General features: G+C 60.1%; 9 protein-coding genes, 1 pseudogene and 1 riboswitch. Of the genes and pseudogenes, 6 read left to right on the forward strand and 4 right to left on the reverse strand.

What is annotated here, in order from left to right; translation table 11 throughout:
* Positions 1-32: 32 nt before the first annotated feature.
* Positions 33-254: riboswitch (cobalamin riboswitch) on the forward strand.
* Positions 255-377: 123 nt separating this feature from the next.
* The 4 genes from AB4O11_RS24810 (at position 378) to cobM (ending at position 2,523) form a co-directional block, all read left to right on the forward strand.
* Entirely contained in the window at positions 378-575 is a 198-nt protein-coding gene (locus AB4O11_RS24810; protein WP_093430890.1) for a CbtB domain-containing protein, read from the forward strand.
* An 11-nt stretch (positions 576-586) separates the two neighbouring features.
* Positions 587-1,285, forward strand: coding sequence for a CbtA family protein (locus AB4O11_RS24815; protein WP_093430887.1), 699 nt, complete (start codon positions 587-589; stop codon positions 1,283-1,285).
* Positions 1,282-1,695 (forward strand): cobalamin biosynthesis protein, encoded by a 414-nt coding sequence (locus tag AB4O11_RS24820; RefSeq protein ID WP_003225490.1) that lies wholly within the window; start codon positions 1,282-1,284, stop codon positions 1,693-1,695. The genes AB4O11_RS24815 and AB4O11_RS24820 overlap by 4 nt, the downstream gene beginning before the upstream one ends.
* Before the next feature lie 81 nt (positions 1,696-1,776).
* Complete coding sequence (cobM, locus tag AB4O11_RS24825; protein WP_320336643.1) at positions 1,777-2,523, forward strand: precorrin-4 C(11)-methyltransferase; 747 nt, start codon at positions 1,777-1,779, stop codon at positions 2,521-2,523.
* 144 nt (positions 2,524-2,667) lie between these two features.
* Here cobM and nfuA read toward each other — a convergent pair whose 3' ends face one another.
* The 3 genes and pseudogenes from nfuA to AB4O11_RS24840 form a co-directional block, all read right to left on the reverse strand.
* Positions 2,668-3,252, reverse strand: a complete 585-nt coding sequence (gene nfuA, locus AB4O11_RS24830; protein ID WP_007912592.1) for a Fe-S biogenesis protein NfuA — start codon at positions 3,250-3,252, stop codon at positions 2,668-2,670.
* Positions 3,253-3,309: 57 nt separating this feature from the next.
* Positions 3,310-4,331, reverse strand: a pseudogene (locus AB4O11_RS24835) (acyltransferase family protein).
* A 184-nt stretch (positions 4,332-4,515) separates the two neighbouring features.
* Positions 4,516-6,798 (reverse strand): fatty acid cis/trans isomerase, encoded by a 2,283-nt coding sequence (locus AB4O11_RS24840; RefSeq protein WP_460129044.1) that lies wholly within the window; start codon positions 6,796-6,798, stop codon positions 4,516-4,518.
* A gap of 155 nt (positions 6,799-6,953) precedes the next feature.
* Between AB4O11_RS24840 and metH the strand changes: the two genes are divergently transcribed.
* Entirely contained in the window at positions 6,954-10,664 is a 3,711-nt protein-coding gene (gene metH, locus AB4O11_RS24845; protein WP_460129046.1) for a methionine synthase, read from the forward strand.
* 46 nt (positions 10,665-10,710) lie between these two features.
* On the opposite strand, the gene AB4O11_RS24850 is transcribed toward metH, so the two are convergent.
* Complete coding sequence (locus AB4O11_RS24850; protein ID WP_460129048.1) at positions 10,711-17,931, reverse strand: dermonecrotic toxin domain-containing protein; 7,221 nt, start codon at positions 17,929-17,931, stop codon at positions 10,711-10,713.
* 168 nt (positions 17,932-18,099) lie between these two features.
* Here AB4O11_RS24850 and AB4O11_RS24855 point away from each other — a divergent pair, with 168 nt between their 5' ends.
* Complete coding sequence (locus AB4O11_RS24855; protein ID WP_016983294.1) at positions 18,100-18,318, forward strand: DUF2970 domain-containing protein; 219 nt, start codon at positions 18,100-18,102, stop codon at positions 18,316-18,318.

Consider the following 18,318-nt stretch of genomic DNA (forward strand, 5'->3'; position numbering starts at 1 on the left):
GTCGATTGACTCAAATCCCCCGCCCATGCTCTCCTACACAACTTGTTACGGGTGCCCTTCACAGGGTGAAACGGGAAACCGGTGAATCATGTGCTTTACTCAAGCCCATGTCAGTCCGGTGCTGCCCCCGCAACGGTAAGCGAGCGAAGCGTCAAAACCACTGTGCCAATACGGTATGGGAAGGTGACGCTTGCAGGTCGGCCTGACGCCAGCCCCTCGTGAGCCCGGAGACCGGCCCGCAACACACAGCCCGCATTTGTGCGGCGCTGCACATAACAAACCCGCGGTGGGCGGGCGCTGTTCGAACCTCTGCGAGCCCGACCCGCAGGGGTTTTCATGCGCTCTATTCACCCGCTGACACTCCAGAGGGAAGCGCCATGTCGATTATCAGCAGCACCGGCAGCAACACGGACAAAATCGCCAGCACCACCACCCTGAGCCAACGCCTGACCGCCGCAATCTTTGCATCGATCCTCGGCGCCAGTCTGGTTTACTTTGCCGGTTTCTCGCACATCGAAGCGGTGCACAACGCCGCCCACGATACCCGCCACAGCGCCGCGTTCCCGTGCCATTGAGACCTGCCGACATGATCAAGCGTATCGCGCAAACTGCAGGTTTCTCTGGTCTGCTGGCCGCCCTGCTCCTCACTCTGCTGCAAAGCTTCTGGGTTTCGCCGCTGATTCTGCAGGCGGAAACCTTCGAGAAGTCCGAGCCGGTGGCGGTTCACGAACATGCCGCTGGCGTGGCTGCGCACACCCATGATGCCGAGGCCTGGGAGCCGGAAGACGGCTGGCAGCGCGTAGTCTCGACCACTGGCGGTAATCTGGTCGTAGCCGTCGGTTTCGCCCTGATGCTCGCCGGCCTCTACACCCTGCGCGCGCCGACCAAAACTTCGCAGGGCCTGCTCTGGGGCCTGGCCGGTTACGCGACGTTCGTGCTTGCTCCGACCTTGGGCCTGCCACCAGAACTGCCGGGCACCGCTGCCGCTGATCTGGCTTCGCGGCAGACGTGGTGGATCGGCACGGCCGCTTCGACGGCTGTAGGTCTGTCGCTGATCGCGTTCAGCCGTCACTGGCTGATGAAGGTCCTCGGTGTGGCCATCCTCGCCGTGCCCCACGTGATCGGCGCACCGCAACCGGAAGTGCATTCGATGCTCGCCCCCGAAGCACTCGAAGCTCAGTTCAAAATCGCTTCGCAGTTGACCAACGTGGCGTTCTGGCTGGCCCTGGGCCTGATCAGCGCCTGGTTGTTCCGCCGCAAAAGCGCTGGTCAATACCACGCATGACCGATGACCGCGCAGCGCCGACCTTCGTGGTCGGCCTGGGCTGCCAGCGCGGCTGCCCGGCCAGCACGCTGCGCGCGTTACTCGATCAAGCGCTACAGGCGCATCGCATTGAGCTTGAGGCGGTGAAAGCGTTGGCCAGTATCGACTTGAAGCGCGACGAGCCGGGCCTGCAAGAACTTGCTGCACAACTGGCCCTGCCCCTGCTGTACTTCAGCAGTGACGAACTGGCCAGCTACCAACAGCGGCTCAGTCACCATTCACAGATTGCTTACGAACGCACCGGTTGCTACGGCGTCGCCGAAAGTGCCGCGCTTGCGCTCGCTGAACAGCTGATTCAAGCGCCGGCAAAACTGCTGATCTCCCGGCAAAAATACGCTCAGGCCACGCTGGCATTGGCCGGCGCGGCGTAAAATCCCGATAATCCCCGCCATTGATCATGAGCGTTGTTCATCTGCAACGCAGTCGTGCCCTCTTTTACTCAGGATTCAACGATGACCGTCTACTTCATCGGCGCCGGCCCCGGCGACCCGGAATTGATCACTGTCAAAGGCCAGCGGCTGATTCGCAGTTGCCCGGTGATTATCTACGCAGGTTCGCTAGTGCCGGCGGCGGTACTCGACGGCCATCAAGCCGAAACGGTGGTGAACAGCGCCGAACTGCATCTGGAACAGATCATCGAATTGATCAAGACCGCGCATGCCAAGGGTCAGGATGTGGCGCGGGTGCATTCCGGCGATCCGAGTCTGTATGGCGCGATTGGCGAGCAGATCCGTTATCTGCGTGAGCTCGATATTCCGTTCGAGATCATTCCCGGCGTGACGGCCACCGCAGCCTGTGCGGCGTTGCTTGGCGCGGAATTGACGCTGCCGGACGTGTCGCAAAGCGTGATTCTGACCCGCTACGCCGACAAAACCGCGATGCCGGCAGGCGAAGAGCTTGGCAGTCTGGCGCAGCATGGCGCGACCATGGCGATTCATCTGGGCGTTAATCATCTGGATAAGATTCTGGCCGAACTGTTGCCGCACTACGGCGCGGATTGCCCGATTGCGGTGATTCACCGAGCAACATGGCCGGATCAGGATTGGGTAGTCGGGACACTGGCGGATATCGCCGGAAAGGTCGAGGCCAAAGGGTTTCGGCGTACGGCGTTGATTCTGGTGGGTCGGGTATTGGGCAGTGAGGTGTTCAGCGAGTCATCGTTGTATCGCGCCGGGCATGCGCATCTCTATCGCCCATGAAGCCGCCTTCGCGAGCAAGCTCGCTCCCACATTTGGAATGCGATCAAATGTGGGAGCGAGCTTGCTCGCGAAGGCGTCGGTACATGTCACCCATAAAAAAACGGCGCTCACGGGGCGCCGTTTTTCATGTCCGCAGCGAACACCTTAGTAGTAGGCGTTTTCTTTCTGCGTGTGGTCGGTCACGTCGCGAACGCCTTTCAGCTCCGGAATACGCTCGAGCAAGGTGCGCTCGATGCCTTCCTTCAAGGTTACGTCCGCCTGGCCGCAGCCCTGGCAACCGCCACCGAACTGCAAAACAGCGATGCCGTCTTCAACCACATCGATCAGGCTGACCTGACCGCCGTGGCTGGCCAGCCCCGGGTTGATTTCGGTTTGCAGGTAATAGTTGATGCGCTCATTGACCGGGCTGTCAGCGTTGACCATCGGTACTTTGGCGTTCGGCGCCTTGATGGTCAGCTGGCCGCCCATGCGGTCGGTGGCATAGTCGACAACGGCGTCATCGAGAAACGCTTCGCTGAAGTGATCGATATAAGCGGTGAAGCTTTTCAGCCCCAACGCGGTGTCTTCAGGTTTTTCTTCGCCCGGCTTGCAGTAGGCAATGCAGGTTTCAGCGTACTGGGTGCCAGGCTGGGTGATGAAGACGCGGATGCCAATGCCCGGGGTGTTCTGCTTGGAGAGCAGATCAGCCAGGTAATCGTGGGCGGCGTCGGTAATGGTAATAGCGGTCATGGAAACTCCTCGCAGGCTTGGGCGCAGTTTACGCCAATCATTGCGCCGGACAAAGTCCTAGTATTTTTGTCGGGAAAGATTCTCGTCCGGCTCCATGTCAACCCGCGCCTTGAGCCAATGGTAGCTGCGCTTTTCCACCCATTCGTAGCTCAACCACGAGCCAACGCCAATCGCCAGCGCGCACAGGGCAAACATCAAATACGGGTTGATCGCGTAGCGCTGCGCGATAAATCCCCCCGCCGACAGCACCAGCACGTGCATCAGGTAAACCGAATACGAGCAATCGCCAAGCAGTTTGAGCATTCGGCTGCGCTCGACATAACGCTCAAGTGAGATACACGCCATGACCAGCACTGCACTCGGCACGCCCCAGTTCAGCAGCCTTGGCGCCGGTGCCAAGTGATAGATCGTCAGCAACGCCGCGACGATGGCCACTATCGGCAGCCACAGTCCCGCACCGATCCAGCCCCGCCGATAGAGCATGCCAATGCCGATCCCCAGCAGAAACTCATAAACGATGTCCGAGCGATAGAACGCGCTGACCCAGCCAAACCCGGTCCAGGCCTGACACACGGCAAACAACAGCGCCGCGACCACCAGCAGGCGCACCTGCAAACGAAACAGCAGCGCCCAGGCAAACAGCACGTAGAAAAGCATTTCGTAATTCAGTGTCCAGCCGACATTTAACGTCGGATAGATACCGTAGCCGCCAGGATTCTCGGTAGGAATGAACAGCAACGACAGCAGCAGATGGCCCCAGTCCACCGTCTGATCCGGCAGCAAAGGTTGGGCGAACACCACCAGCAGCGCCATCAGCAGCGTGTACAGCCAGTACGCCGGGACGATGCGAAACAGCCGGTACAGCAGGAAACGCGCGGGCGGCAGCGGTTTGTTTTCGGTCGAGAGGAAAATCACCAACCCGCTGATGACAAAGAAAATGTCGACGCCCACCGCGCCTTTGTCGATAAAGAACTGGCCGACCGGTTCGCGCGCCTTGAAGTCAAAAAAATCTGCATGAAGTGGTGGCACACCACCGTCCACGCGGCCAGCGCACGCAGGGCTTGCACTGAAATCAACATCACCTGCTCCCGATCACAATTCCTGAATCCACCTCAGATCCCTTGTAGGAGTGAGCCTGCTCGCGATAGCGGAAAATCAGGCACTAGAGATGTTGAATGTACCGCCGCCATCGCGAGCAGGCTCACTCCTACAAGGGTTTGGTTGTGTTGCTTCAAGTTGGGACAGCAGGCCAATCTGAAACGATCAAAGATTCTCGTAGCGGTTCATGTCCAGCACGCCCTCTTCCACCGGGTCGGTTTCGTGCAGGTATTGGCTCAGATCGTGGAAATAGAACCAGAATTGCGGGTGACTGCGCCGAATACCCCAGCGTTCGACGATTTTTTCGAAACGATTGGCGTCCTTGGCGTTTTCCATTGCATCGACAAACTCCGGCACCTGATCGGCCGGGACATTAAAGATGAAGTTCGGATAGCTGCTGAGCACGCCCGGGTAAATGGTGATCGTGTCCAGCCCGGGCTGATAGCGCAGCGACTCACCAAGCAGGAACGCCACGTTGCTGTGCGCGCGGTTGCGCAACAGGCTGTAGACCTCGCGTTTGCCGTTGGCGGTTGCAATGCGCAGCATGGTGGCTTCCGGCAGTTGGTCGATGACCTTCAAACCGGCCGCCGGACGCGAGGTCAGGCGGCTCAGCGCCTGCTCGGCATTTTGCAGGGCCGGGTCAATATTCGGCCGCGAGCAGTAAGCCCCATCGCAGCGGTTGATCGGATCCGGGTGCGCATTGAGATCACCGTAACGCGCCAGCAACTGCATGGCGAAGTCGTATTTCGGGTCTTTGTCATCAAGTTTGAGTGCCGTCGGCTTGTCGTCGTCGATCGCTTCGTAATCGAGCCACATCTTGAACTGGCCGCTGTTCTGATACCAATCGTCGAGGTAATCCTCTCGGGAGTCGGCCGGCATCAGGCGCAGGAAGTTTTGCTCGGCGCCATTGCGGATCAAATCGAAATACAGACGGGTTTGCGCCTGATGGGAGACGTTGCCGAACACATCGAAGTTGACTGCCAACTGGTAATAGGTGCGCTCCAGCAGCGGATAGTCGAACAGCCACATTGTCTGCGGCACCTCGCCGATCAGGCCTTTGGTCACCGAGGCGCTGTCGAAGTGGCGGAAAATGCTCAACAGCGCGTTGTCGTTGCCGGCCCACAGGGTCGACCAGCTGGGCGCCGGCAAATCAGCGTAGCTGTCGCGGCGCAAGGCTTCGTATTCGTTTCGTTTGTCACGGTAGTTACGCCACAGGCTCAGTACGCTGCCGACGTCATCGTTCTGCCCGGGCATGGCCAGCAACGGCGTGGCCTGGCCGCGATAGTTCGGGTCAGTGATATAGAGGTCATGTTCCGGCGCCCGGAACAGCGCCCAGAAGTTGTCACGGATCACGTCGGTGGCGATCTGCCCACGGCACACCGGGCCGCGAATAAACGTGCGGACGAAGTATTCGGCGTTATCGAGCATGAACTGATAACGCGCCTGCGCCGGGATCGCTTCAAATGTGGCGAACGGGTTGGCGCGGCTCTGCGGGCCGTAGCCCGGCAAGGCATTAACCTGCCAGTTACCGCTATAGAACAGACTTTTGACCCGCGCCATTTTCGCCGCGCTCAACGGATAGGTGATGTGGGTCTTGTGCACGATCACCCCTTGCACCGGCCACAAGCGGTAATACACCTGAGTGCCCGGATCATCGTTGGGGCGACGGGTGGCGATCAGGTCGATTGGCTGCCCGGTCGGCGTGCGCGAACGTACCCACTGGAAATAATGGCCCGGCTCGCCGTCCTTGAAATAGATATGCGCAAGGTACCAATGCTCGTACAACCAGCGACCGACCAGACTTTGCCGTGCGCCGGGAGTGTTGAGCAGGTTTTCCCACTGGACGATCTGCAGCGCCTCTTTGGTGCTTGGCGCCAGGCCTTGTTCGTCAATCGGCGCACCCGAGGCCAGCCAGCGTTGCAGCGTCTGATATTGCTGATCGGTCAGCCCGGTGACTGCCAGCGGCATGCCTTCTTTCGGATGCGCGCCGGCATAGCCTTCGAACTCGGCGGGCATCGCGCACAGGTTTTCGCGGTTCAGACCCAGCACGATGTCTTCCGGGAGCTTGGCGTTCGGCGTCAGTGGCGTCTTGTGTCCAAGTTCTAGCATGCGCGCCATCAGCGCAGCCTGGCTGCCTTGGGCATCGAGCACCGAATAGAAGTCTTTTTGCTGCCAGGCACGTTTACCGAAGGCATCGTAAAACAGTCGGGTGGTGGGTGCCGCTTGTGTGCGCTCGCCGTCGTAGACCGGCATTTTGCTCGCACCACGGGCCGCGCCCTCACCGCTGCCCAGATTCAACTGGCAGGCCGAGTCGTAACAAGCATGGCAGGCCACGCACTTCTCGGTGAAGATCGGTTGGATATCACGGCTATACGAGATCGTGGGTTCCTGCGCAACGGCGCCCCAGCTTAGAAGCAGCAATAAAATGCTGATGACGCGGTACGACATGCCCTTGATCCCGATCCAGAAAAAAACGCCGCGATTCTACAGTATGACGTTCGTACCAACATGAGCGATATTCATGCAAAAGTCCCATATGCTCTAAAAGCGCACAGGTTTGCTATGATCCCGCTCCTTCGTAATGGTCTTTCCGAGTAGTCCAAATGTCCGATCGCAGCGTCCGCCTTCAAGCTCTCAAGCAAGCTCTCAAAGAGCGCATCCTGATACTCGATGGCGGTATGGGCACGATGATCCAGAGCTACAAGCTCGAAGAGCAGGACTATCGCGGCAAACGCTTCGCCGACTGGCCGAGTGACGTCAAGGGCAACAACGACCTGCTGGTCATCAGCCGTCCGGACGTGATCGGCGGCATCGAGAAAGCCTATCTGGATGCCGGCGCCGACATCCTCGAAACCAACACGTTCAACGCCACGCGCATTTCCATGGCCGACTACGGCATGGAAGAACTGGCGTACGAGCTAAACGTAGAAGGCGCACGTCTGGCGCGCAAGGTTGCCGACGCCAAGACCGCCGAGAACCCGGCCAAGCCGCGCTTCGTCGCCGGCGTGCTCGGCCCGACCAGCCGCACCTGCTCGCTGTCGCCCGACGTCAACAACCCCGGCTACCGCAACGTCACCTTTGATGAACTGGTGGAAAACTACACCGAAGCCACCAAAGGCCTGATCGAAGGCGGCGCGGATCTGATCCTGATCGAAACCATTTTCGACACCCTCAACGCCAAAGCGGCGATCTTCGCCGTGCAAGGCGTGTTCGAAGAGCTGCACATCGAACTGCCGATCATGATTTCCGGCACGATCACTGACGCCTCCGGCCGGACCCTGTCGGGGCAAACCACCGAAGCGTTCTGGAACTCCGTGGCGCACGCCAAGCCAATCTCCGTCGGTCTCAACTGTGCGCTCGGCGCCAGTGAGCTGCGTCCGTACCTGGAAGAGTTGTCGAACAAGGCCAGCACCCACGTTTCCGCGCACCCGAACGCCGGCCTGCCGAACGAGTTTGGCGAGTACGACGAACTGCCGTCGGAAACCGCCAAAGTCATCGAAGAATTCGCCCAGAGCGGCTTCCTCAACATCGTCGGCGGTTGCTGCGGCACCACCCCGGGGCACATCGAAGCCATCGCCAAAGCCGTCGCCGGTTACGCGCCGCGTCAGATTCCGGACATTCCGAAGGCCTGCCGCCTCTCGGGTCTGGAGCCGTTCACCATCGATCGCAACTCGCTGTTCGTGAACGTTGGCGAGCGTACCAACATCACCGGCTCGGCCAAGTTCGCCCGGCTGATCCGTGAAGACAACTACACCGAAGCCCTCGAAGTCGCCCTGCAACAGGTCGAGGCCGGCGCGCAGGTGATCGACATCAACATGGACGAAGGGATGCTCGATTCGAAGAAGGCCATGGTGACCTTCCTCAATCTGATTGCCGGTGAACCGGACATCTCCCGCGTGCCGATCATGATCGACTCGTCGAAATGGGAAGTGATCGAAGCCGGCCTCAAGTGCATTCAGGGCAAGGGCATCGTCAACTCGATCAGCATGAAAGAAGGCGTCGAGCAGTTCATCCATCACGCCAAACTGTGCAAGCGCTATGGCGCCGCCGTTGTGGTGATGGCGTTTGACGAAGCTGGCCAGGCCGACACCGAAGCGCGCAAGAAAGAAATCTGCAAACGCTCCTACGACATTCTGGTCAACGAAGTTGGCTTCCCGCCGGAAGACATCATCTTCGACCCGAACATCTTCGCCGTCGCCACCGGTATTGAAGAACACAACAACTACGCGGTGGACTTCATCAACGCCTGCGCCTACATCCGCGACGAACTGCCGTATGCGCTGACCTCGGGCGGCGTGTCCAACGTGTCATTCTCGTTCCGTGGCAACAACCCGGTGCGTGAGGCGATCCACTCGGTGTTCCTGCTGTACGCGATCCGCGCGGGCCTGACCATGGGCATCGTCAACGCCGGGCAGTTGGAGATCTACGACCAGATCCCGCAGGAACTGCGCGACGCCGTGGAAGATGTGATTCTCAACCGCACGCCAGAAGGCACCGACGCCCTCCTCGCCATCGCCGACAAGTACAAGGGCGACGGCAGCGTCAAGGAAGCCGAGACCGAAGAGTGGCGTAGCTGGGAGGTCAACAAGCGTCTGGAGCATGCGCTGGTCAAAGGCATCACCACGCACATCGTTGAAGACACCGAAGAGTCGCGCCAGTCGTTCGCCCGCCCGATCGAAGTGATCGAAGGCCCGCTGATGTCCGGCATGAACATCGTCGGCGACCTGTTCGGCGCCGGCAAAATGTTCCTCCCGCAAGTGGTGAAATCCGCGCGAGTGATGAAGCAGGCGGTGGCGCACTTGATCCCGTTCATCGAACTGGAAAAAGGCGACAAGCCGGAAGCCAAAGGCAAGATCCTCATGGCAACCGTGAAAGGCGACGTGCACGACATCGGCAAAAACATTGTCGGTGTGGTACTTGGTTGCAACGGCTATGACATCGTCGACCTTGGCGTGATGGTCCCGGCGGAGAAGATTCTGCAGGTCGCCAAAGAACAGAAATGCGACATCATCGGTCTCTCCGGCCTGATCACGCCGTCGCTGGACGAAATGGTTCACGTTGCCCGTGAAATGCAGCGCCAGGACTTTCACCTGCCGCTGATGATCGGTGGCGCGACCACTTCCAAAGCGCACACGGCGGTGAAGATCGAGCCGAAGTACAGCAACGATGCCGTGGTCTACGTGACCGACGCCTCCCGTGCAGTGGGCGTGGCGACGCAGTTGCTGTCGAAAGAATTGAAGGCCGGTTTCGTCGAAAAGACGCGTCTGGAATACATCGATGTGCGCGAACGTACCTCGAACCGCAGCGCCCGCACCGAGCGCCTGAGCTACGCAGCGGCCATCGCCAAGAAGCCACAGTTCGACTGGGCCAATTATCAGCCGGTCAAACCGACCTTCACCGGCAGCAAGGTACTGGACAACATCGACCTCAAGGTCTTGGCCGAATACATCGACTGGACGCCGTTCTTTATCTCTTGGGACCTGGCTGGCAAGTTCCCGCGCATCCTCGAAGATGAAGTGGTCGGTGAGGCCGCCACCGCGCTGTACAAGGACGCGCAGGAGATGCTCGCCAAGCTGATCGACGAGAAGCTGATCAGCGCCCGTGCGGTGTTCGGCTTCTGGCCGGCCAATCAAGTACATGACGACGACATCGAACTGTACGGCGATGACGGCAAGCCATTGGCCAAGCTGCATCACCTGCGCCAGCAGATCATCAAGACCGACGGCAAACCAAACTTCTCGCTGGCTGACTTCGTAGCGCCGAAGGACAGCGAAGTGACCGACTACGTCGGTGGTTTCATCACCACCGCCGGCATCGGCGCCGAAGAAGTGGCCAAGGCTTATCAAGACGCTGGCGACGACTACAACTCGATCATGGTCAAAGCCCTGGCCGACCGTTTGGCCGAGGCCTGCGCCGAGTGGCTGCACCAGCAAGTGCGTAAAGAGCACTGGGGTTATGCCAAGGACGAAGAGCTCGATAACGACGCGCTGATCAAAGAGCAATACAGCGGCATCCGCCCTGCTCCGGGTTACCCGGCGTGCCCGGATCACACCGAGAAAGCGGCGCTGTTCGCCTTGCTCGATCCGCAAGCCGAAGAAATGCGCGCCGGTCGCAGTGGTGTGTTCCTCACCGAACACTACGCGATGTTCCCGGCGGCTGCGGTCAGCGGCTGGTACTTCGCCCACCCGCAAGCGCAGTACTTCGCCGTGGGCAAGGTCGACAAGGATCAGGTGCAAAGCTACACCTCGCGCAAAGGCCAGGAGCTGAGCGTGACCGAGCGCTGGCTGGCGCCGAACCTCGGCTACGACAACTGAAACCCGCCACGGATCTGGGAGCTCAGTCCCAGGTCCGTTCAGGCATTCATTGGCGTCTTGAGGGCCCCGGTTGCGGTGATGATGGCGCGGGTGGTGCATCGATAACCACCGTCGCCAGCTTTTGCAATTCCGTTCGGGACAGTTCCTTCAGCCTGTCGGCGCGTGCCAGCGCCAACTCGATCTCCAGCAGGTTCATGGCCTCTAGATAGCGCTCGCGCGACGCTTCATCGCCGTGTTTGTCCGGATGGGCGTCCTCGACCTCTTCCAGGCGTTGTGTGGCGTTGCGTTCCAGTTCGTCGAAAACGTCAGGGTAAATATCTTTCAGGTAACGGCTCCAGTAGTCACGCGAAATCAGATCGTCCAGAAACAGGCTGGACGCCTCATCCGCCAATACCGCAGCCCGAGCATTGATCAAGCGCTGCCCGCTGATCGGCGTGTCGTATAGCGAGTGTTCTGGCTGACCCGGCAACTCCAGCCCGTCCGGCCAGCCGCGAGTCATGCCAAGCCGGTAACGCAGGCGGATTTGCGCCCGGTCTTGATGGCGTCCGGCGACTTCTGCCAGCCTGTCGACCCGTTCCAGTCGAAACAGCCGCCGAGTCAGATCGAGCAAGGCTCGCCCGCGAAGGTCCGGACGGTCGTGCGGAATATCGCGCAGTGCGGTGTATTCATAAGCGCGAACCTCCAGCTCGCTGAACGTCAGGATTCGGCCATCCGGACACGCACCGTGCGTCTCGGCGTTGTGGAACATCAATTCGCGCAGTTCGCTGTTCTCACTGGCAGCCTCCATGACACGCCACAACCGATGGGTCAGTTCGGCGCGCGCAATCCGGAAGTCCTGGGCATAACGCAACAGGTAGATCAGCTGAAAAAAGCGCTCGTGATTGGGCTCTTCCGCCAACCGCGTCCAAAGGGTTGTTCGCGTGGAGGCCAATGCCGGCGGAGCACCCGCAAGCCAGGGATTCAATGCTTCAGGCGATATAGCCAGAGCCGGATTAGAGACGGGTTCGACGGGCGCCACCACGGCATATATGTCAACGCCGACAGCCCCCTCAGCAGAACCGTTGCTGTCACTGCCCGACTCTGAAAAACCGCTTTCGTCGATGCCGAAGACGTGCGCGTCAATCATGCCGTCAATGTCCTCACGCGCAATGCCCAGTATCTCTGGAGCGTGGTTGACGCGGCTTTGGAATCTGAGTCGCTGTAACGCGTGAAGTGACAGTTCAGTGTTCTCAGACAAGTCCGTGCCCGCGATCAGTTGCGCGTGACTACCGTCGAAGAGTTCATCGGGAATCTCGGTAATGTCGTTGCCACTGAGGTTCAACGTCCGCAGGTTTGGCGCCTCGAGTGCTCCACCGGGCCAATCAATCAGCTGGTTGAAGCGCAGATCAAGCGTTTCGACAGCACCTGATCCAGGCGGGTTGAAAACCTGAAGTTCGTTATAACTGAGGTCGAGCCAGCGCAACCGGATACTACCGAGCAACGGATAGACGCTGGTGGCGCTGGACAGGTCGCAATATTGCATTTCCAGACGTTCCAGCTGACTCATGCGCAGCAGTGGCTCTGGAACAGCCGTCAGCCCATTGCCACTCAGTCTCAATGTCCTGAGATTGGCAAAGGCTCCCAGAAAACCGGATGCGCCGGCGGAGGTCATACCCACACCACTCAGATCCAGCGTGGTGACGCTCGCAAGCGGCACAATCAGGCTTGGCAAGTCGCCAGTCTGCAAGCCCTCAAGGCCAAGTGTCAGCCCTTCTGCACCGGGGCTATGTCCGAGTCCCGCACGCCAGGCTTCGCGGATACGTACCGCCGCGCGGGAACGGCTTTGCGCAGATACTCGGCGCTCGCCTGTGGGTACACCCCGCGTAAACAGCCAGCCATTCAACTGCCGGGTCAGCCCTTCGCAAGCCTGATGCCATTGAGCGATCTGCACATCTATTTGCCCACTGCTCAATCCTGTTTCACGCAGGTTCTGCAATACCTGCACGGCGCGCTCCTGCGTCATGCCCGGATGCAGGCGCTGCAGATTGGTCAGTCTCCCGGCTTCGCCCGGGGATGCGATACGCTGTTCGGGAAGCTTCAATAACAAGCTCGTCAACGACCAGCCCGACTGGCTCGGCAAAATGTTGTCCGGGACGGGCTCCTCGGCAAAACGTGCGAGTGTGCCTTCGGGTAACACGAAGCTGTGTTCGATGCGCTGCAACGCGGCGTTCAGGGCAACCTCACCGGCAGGACTGAAAGCATTGCCGCTCAGATTGACTTTCATCAGCGCGTGCGGATCGGCCAAGGCTTGTGGCGGGAGCGCTGCGATCGCGTTGTCACGCAAGTCGAGCCAGTACAACCGCTCGAGACGCTCGGCACCGGCAGGCCAGGCTTGCAACCGCGTCGCCCTGAGGTTCAGCGCCTGAAGGTGGCTGAAGGCGCTTACATCCAGTTGGCCCAGCGGGTTTGCTTGCAGGTTCAGGCTGCCGAGTCGTTGCAAGCCATTGAATTGTGCCTGCACCGCCCGGGTGATCACGATGCTGTTGGCCGATACATCGAGTTGTCTCAACGCTGGCAGATCAGCGGCAGCGAACGGCAACTCGGTGAAGTTGTTCCCCGTCATGACCAGCGTTTCGGTTGCACTGAACCCCCGGATAAAGGCGCGCGCCTGTTCGACGGGAACGTCCAGTTGCCCCAGACGCAGCGTGCGGACATGGGCAAAGCTGCCGGCGGGCAGTGCTGGCAATTCGATGATCTGCTCCATGCCTGCCTGTTCAATCAGCCCCACTCTCGATACAGGCAATTCGAACGTGGCAATGTCGCCGGGCACGCCATAACGTTGGCGGATGGCGGCATTCCAGCTTTGCTTGAGGGCGCGTAAAGTCCCCGCGTTGCGCCCCGTTGCCCATTGCCAGCGAAGCCCTGCAGAGCGCATCGCCTGCGGATGCGCCGGCATATGAAATTGGGCAAAGATTGCGTCGTGTTCAGCCCTGAGTCGGGTAATCGCCGTCATTCTCGCCTCGGGCGTTGTCCATGCGGCATCGAAGCTTGCCGGTAAGGGATCGAGCAGATCGGGCAAGGTCGCCATGAAGTCCAGCTCCGCCCGGCAATACTGGCTGACCATCTGATTCAGATCGACCAGATGGCCGAGCTCACCGGAGTAGTTGCGGACATATTCGTAAGCACGCATGAACTGCGCCGGAGCCAGCGCCGCCCAGTCCAGCGACAGTCCGGCCCAGAGCCGCTCTTGTCCGCTATACAGCGATTCGGGCAGCGTGCGTATTGCGCTGTGCGTCAGATCCAGACGTTCCAGTTGCGCGAGCCGCTCGACGTACGCCGGCCATTGCCATAACGCATGGGGCGCGTCGATGCGCAAGGAGCGCAAGTGCCGCAAAGGGCTCAGATCCAGCGCATGCAGGCTTCTGGCGTCGAAGCCGGCATAGTCGAGATGCAGCGTTTCCAGCGACGTAAGCGTACCCAGCGTTGCCGGAAAGTCCGCTGCCAGTGCTGGCGCATGGGTGGAAAAGCGCAGACTGACAAGCCGGGGCAACCGGGCGACCGCCGACGGCACTGAAGTGAGCGGCCGGGTTCTGGACGATAGATATTCCAGACCACGCTCAAGGTTGCCTATCGACAGATGGGTCACCTCGGGGAATTGCGCCAGAAAGGCATCCGCATTGGCGTCCGTCAAGCCGCTGCCAGCCACCGACAGCTCACGTATGTGTGCAAAAGAAGTGTTCAGCTCTGGCAACGGCGCATCACACACCAGCGCCAAGCGTGCCGCGTCCGGAACCTGCGCGGCGAGCGGCGCATTGCGCCATGCGTCGCGCACGGCCTGGGCAAACCGCGCCCTGCCCTGTGCAGCCTCGCTGCCGGACGGACCGGCCTGCCACTGATCAAGCGCAGCGTTGAGCCCTTCCCACTCACGTTGGCGCATCTGCAACACCGAGAAGATTTGCTGGTCGGTCCGGCCACGTTGCTGCTGGAGAAATGCCTCCGCCTGTTGCGGGCCCGGATAGAGCTCCATCACCCGCACCCAAAGCGAGGGAAGCAGGCCGGAGCCACGCCCGCTCGCGTAATAGCCCTTCAGCGTGGCGCCGATTCGGCTCGGTGCTTTGAACCGCTTGGCCTGTGGCGCCAGCAATTGCGCAACGCCCTCACGGTGCTTGAACGCAGACTCGATAACCTTGCGCTGCAACGCATGACTTCGGCTGCCATCGCTCAATCCCATCGCGGCGGCATTGTCATCGGGCAGCACGCGCATGATCGCGCGGTAAAAGCTGTCAGCCGGTCTGGGCGTGCTGTTGAGCGGTTGCCCTCGATCGTCGAAGGCCTGGTAAAACAGCCCGTCCTTGATTAGATACTTTCGGTTGGCTGCGGTGTTTTCACCGAGGCTGTCGAGCAACGCGCCAGTCGGACTGCCCGCGCGAATTTCCAGACGTAACGACTGCGGCCAGCCCGGTAACTTTGACATCGCATGTAAGGCGAGGCGGCGGCTATCCGCCGACGCAAGGTTTTCGCTGTGCAAACCGGCAAATGCGCGCGTCTGGCGGCCGCGACCGGCATGCCAGCGCGCTTCTTCAAGCATGTTCAGCGGTGCCCGCCTGGTTGTGTCCAGACGCACCCGTTCTGTCGGTGTGGCGTGATCGAGCACATCCTGCGCCGCGGCCTCGCTCAGACCAGGCGTTTCGCGCCGCAGGATACGCAGGCGAACACTGTCCGGCTCACTGCTGCGGTACAGACTCTCAACAATTGAAGCCTGGCGCGTATAAACATGCTCCGTCATCTGCTGGCCGAACGCCTCGGGGCGCGCTACACGAAATTGCGCGGTTTCCCTGCCAAGCAAATAGTTGATCTCATTCTCTTCCAGTGCCGCAAGAATCCGTTCGGGCATTTGCCCATTCAGCACCTGTGTGCGCGTGAGCTGGATCGCTGGCTTGATGCTGACTCCGGGCACAGCTTTTTCGCTGCCATAGCGAATCGACGGCCCTGACAGCTCGGGGCCGGCGAAGACCTCCAATACCCGATCGTAGGGCCAGCGCGGCATTTGCGTGACCAGCGGCAAAGCCAGCAAATAACGGTCATCAATCGGTGTCGCGCCGCGCAATTGCTCGATCATTTGCACGGCTTGTGCATCAGCTTTGAACAAGCGCAGGGCGTCGCGCAACTCGGGCGGCGCGGACGCGTGATCCAGGTGCATCTTGCGTAAGCTGTTTTCGCTGACGCCGCTGACATCGGCCAGCGTCAGCAACATTTCATCAGAGAGCCCATCGGTCACATGCCCCATGCGCCGCAACAGCGTCAGGCGATTCCAGCTCATCGGTTGTTCCAGCGTATGGCGCCAGGCACCCTGGCCATTGTGTTGCAGCACTGGCTGGTAAGCGTTGGGCTCAGCGGGATGTTTGATCCGCCACTGCGCTGTGCTCGGATCGACAATCAGCTCGTAGACCTTTTCGCCCTGACGCAGGTAAGTCTTGCCGTCGAGTTGATACCGGCCCGACTGATCCGGCCCGGTCGCGTCACTCAAGCTGATGTCTTGCTGGTAGCCGCTGAGGTCTGGGTTCCACAGGCGTGTTTCGCCGTTGGGCAAGGTCACCGGGTGCAAGTCCTCGATCACCGGTTCCGGCTTGACCGCGCCGAGCTTGCGAAGACCTGCCCCGGCGGCGCTCATTACACCGAGGAGTGCGAGGTTTTCCGCGACATCGATCAAATGCGCCTTGGCTGCGTGCTTGTCGCCCTCACTCCATTCGAGCGCGCCCTCGAAGGTTTCGTACAGCAGTTGCCCCGCCATGATCGCCAGCATGACCTCGCCGAGTACCGGCACGAACATGGACACCAGGTTGAGCACCAGCAGCCCGACTTGCAGCAGGGCCGCAAGTTTTGCATCGCGCACCTTGGCGTCGATGTCACTCGACGGCACCGCATGACTACGGGCATCGGCCAGCACTTTTTCGCAATGCTGCGTATAGAGCCTGGCCCAGAGGTCGCTGTTTTCAGCCCATGGATCGCGCTCATTGTGCGCCATGATCGAGACGGCAATATAAGGGTCAGGCTCTGGTTCCATTGGCGGATACTCAGGTGGCAACTCCTTGAAATCGACAAAAGCCGACAACATACCGAATGCCGCCGGAACTCTGCGCCAGGGCGACGAAATGATATTCGGCGGCGAATCGGCTGACTCGCGCACGAACTGACTGAAATAGTAAGGGCGCTGGTCATAATCCAGGAACTGGCTGATGAATTGCTGGTACGGCGTCGGCCCGGCACTCTGCTCCGCTTGTGTATCCCGGGCGGTCAATCGGCGCTTGAACGTCTCCTCCATTTGCGTCCCGGTGTAGCGCTTCAGCGGATGCTCGGGATCATTGGGCACGTAGACAATGACTGCTTCAGGGGCGCGACGCCTCTGGCCAATAGCAAAAGCGACGCAGCCGGTCAGTCTGTGCCGCATCAGACTCAAATCGTGAAACCAGACCTGCCTGCCGCTCACCTCAGGATGTTTTTCACCGTCGATGACCGAGACGATCATCGCGTGTTCCTCAGACCGAATATCCTTGGTCAGCAACGCTTGCTCGGCCGCCGCCCGCATGGCGGCTTTCTGGCTGGCAATGAACTGCGAGCGCAATGTCTTTGCCAGGTCTGGGTCGGCAGTGTGGAAAAACGCCTTGAGATACGCCTGGTACTTCGCGCCAAGATCCAGATGACGGCACAAACGCAGAAACTCCATGACGGTCAGGTTGACCGTTACGGGCGCAAAAGTACCAGCCGTGGTGGTTTCTTCCTCAAAACCCGAACTGTCGTGAAAGGCACCGGGCAGGCATTCGCGGATTTCGAAATTGTGCAGTGCAGCCTGAAGCATCGTCAGGTTCAAGACTTCGAACGAGCCGATTTCCACACTGAAAATACCCATGGTCAAAGAACGCCGGAGGCTGAGGAACGTCTTGTCGACATCGACAGTGACCTTGCAGCGTTCTTGCAGCGCTTGCGTCAGTAGCGGGCGGGCAAACGCGTCGATGTCCTTGAGCGGAGACATTGTTTTGTCCAGTGCAGACTGGGCCAGGACACTGTTCCTGAAACTGCTGTCCAGCGCCTGGCGTTGCTGCGACGACGCTTGTCTGTACCAGGCCGGTATCACTGGCCTGGCCTGTCTGATCTCATCCTTCCTTTGCGCAGCAGCGTCGACCAGCCATTGCGGAACCGCGCCTTCGAGATACTCAGCGTGGAGACTGCCCGTGACCACAGGTTTGGCTGGTTTGTCGTTGACCTGCTGGGGGCTGGAATCGGGGGACATACATCGCTCCTGTAAATGGAGCGTCAGCAGACCATCCCGGGCGAACGCCTCTGCGGTACATAGTTATCGCGCCATGACGCAGTTGTAACGATATGTCTGGGCGGCCACCTCAGGCGCATGCGCGTATGTTGACTATGCTTGTAAGGCACGACTTTCGAAGAGGGATTTATGGACGATCCAGTCGACAACAAACCGCCGACCTTCTGGCAGATGCTGCACAGCGTGATGGCGGCGGCGTTCGGGGTGCAGAGCGGCAAGAACCGGGCAAGGGACTTCACCCATGGCAAACCCAGCCATTTCGTGATGCTGGGCATTCTGTTCACGGCGGTGTTTGCGCTGACGCTGTTTGCCATCGTCAAACTGGTGCTGCATTTCGCCGGGGTCTGA

Source organism: Pseudomonas sp. H1_D05, assembly GCF_054682705.1.

What these genes read in the sequence shown, in the direction of transcription:
- metH (WP_460129046.1), top strand. Translation starts at nt 6,954, where the DNA reads ATGTCCGATCGCAGCGTCCGCCTTCAAGCTCTCAAGCAAGCTCTCAAA.
- AB4O11_RS24855 (WP_016983294.1), top strand. Translation starts at nt 18,100, where the DNA reads ATGGACGATCCAGTCGACAACAAACCGCCGACCTTCTGGCAGATGCTG.
- AB4O11_RS24850 (WP_460129048.1), bottom strand. Translation starts at nt 17,931, where the DNA reads ATGTCCCCCGATTCCAGCCCCCAGCAGGTCAACGACAAACCAGCCAAA.
- AB4O11_RS24840 (WP_460129044.1), bottom strand. Translation starts at nt 6,798, where the DNA reads ATGTCGTACCGCGTCATCAGCATTTTATTGCTGCTTCTAAGCTGGGGC.
- AB4O11_RS24820 (WP_003225490.1), top strand. Translation starts at nt 1,282, where the DNA reads ATGACCGATGACCGCGCAGCGCCGACCTTCGTGGTCGGCCTGGGCTGC.
- AB4O11_RS24810 (WP_093430890.1), top strand. Translation starts at nt 378, where the DNA reads ATGTCGATTATCAGCAGCACCGGCAGCAACACGGACAAAATCGCCAGC.
- nfuA (WP_007912592.1), bottom strand. Translation starts at nt 3,252, where the DNA reads ATGACCGCTATTACCATTACCGACGCCGCCCACGATTACCTGGCTGAT.
- AB4O11_RS24815 (WP_093430887.1), top strand. Translation starts at nt 587, where the DNA reads ATGATCAAGCGTATCGCGCAAACTGCAGGTTTCTCTGGTCTGCTGGCC.
- cobM (WP_320336643.1), top strand. Translation starts at nt 1,777, where the DNA reads ATGACCGTCTACTTCATCGGCGCCGGCCCCGGCGACCCGGAATTGATC.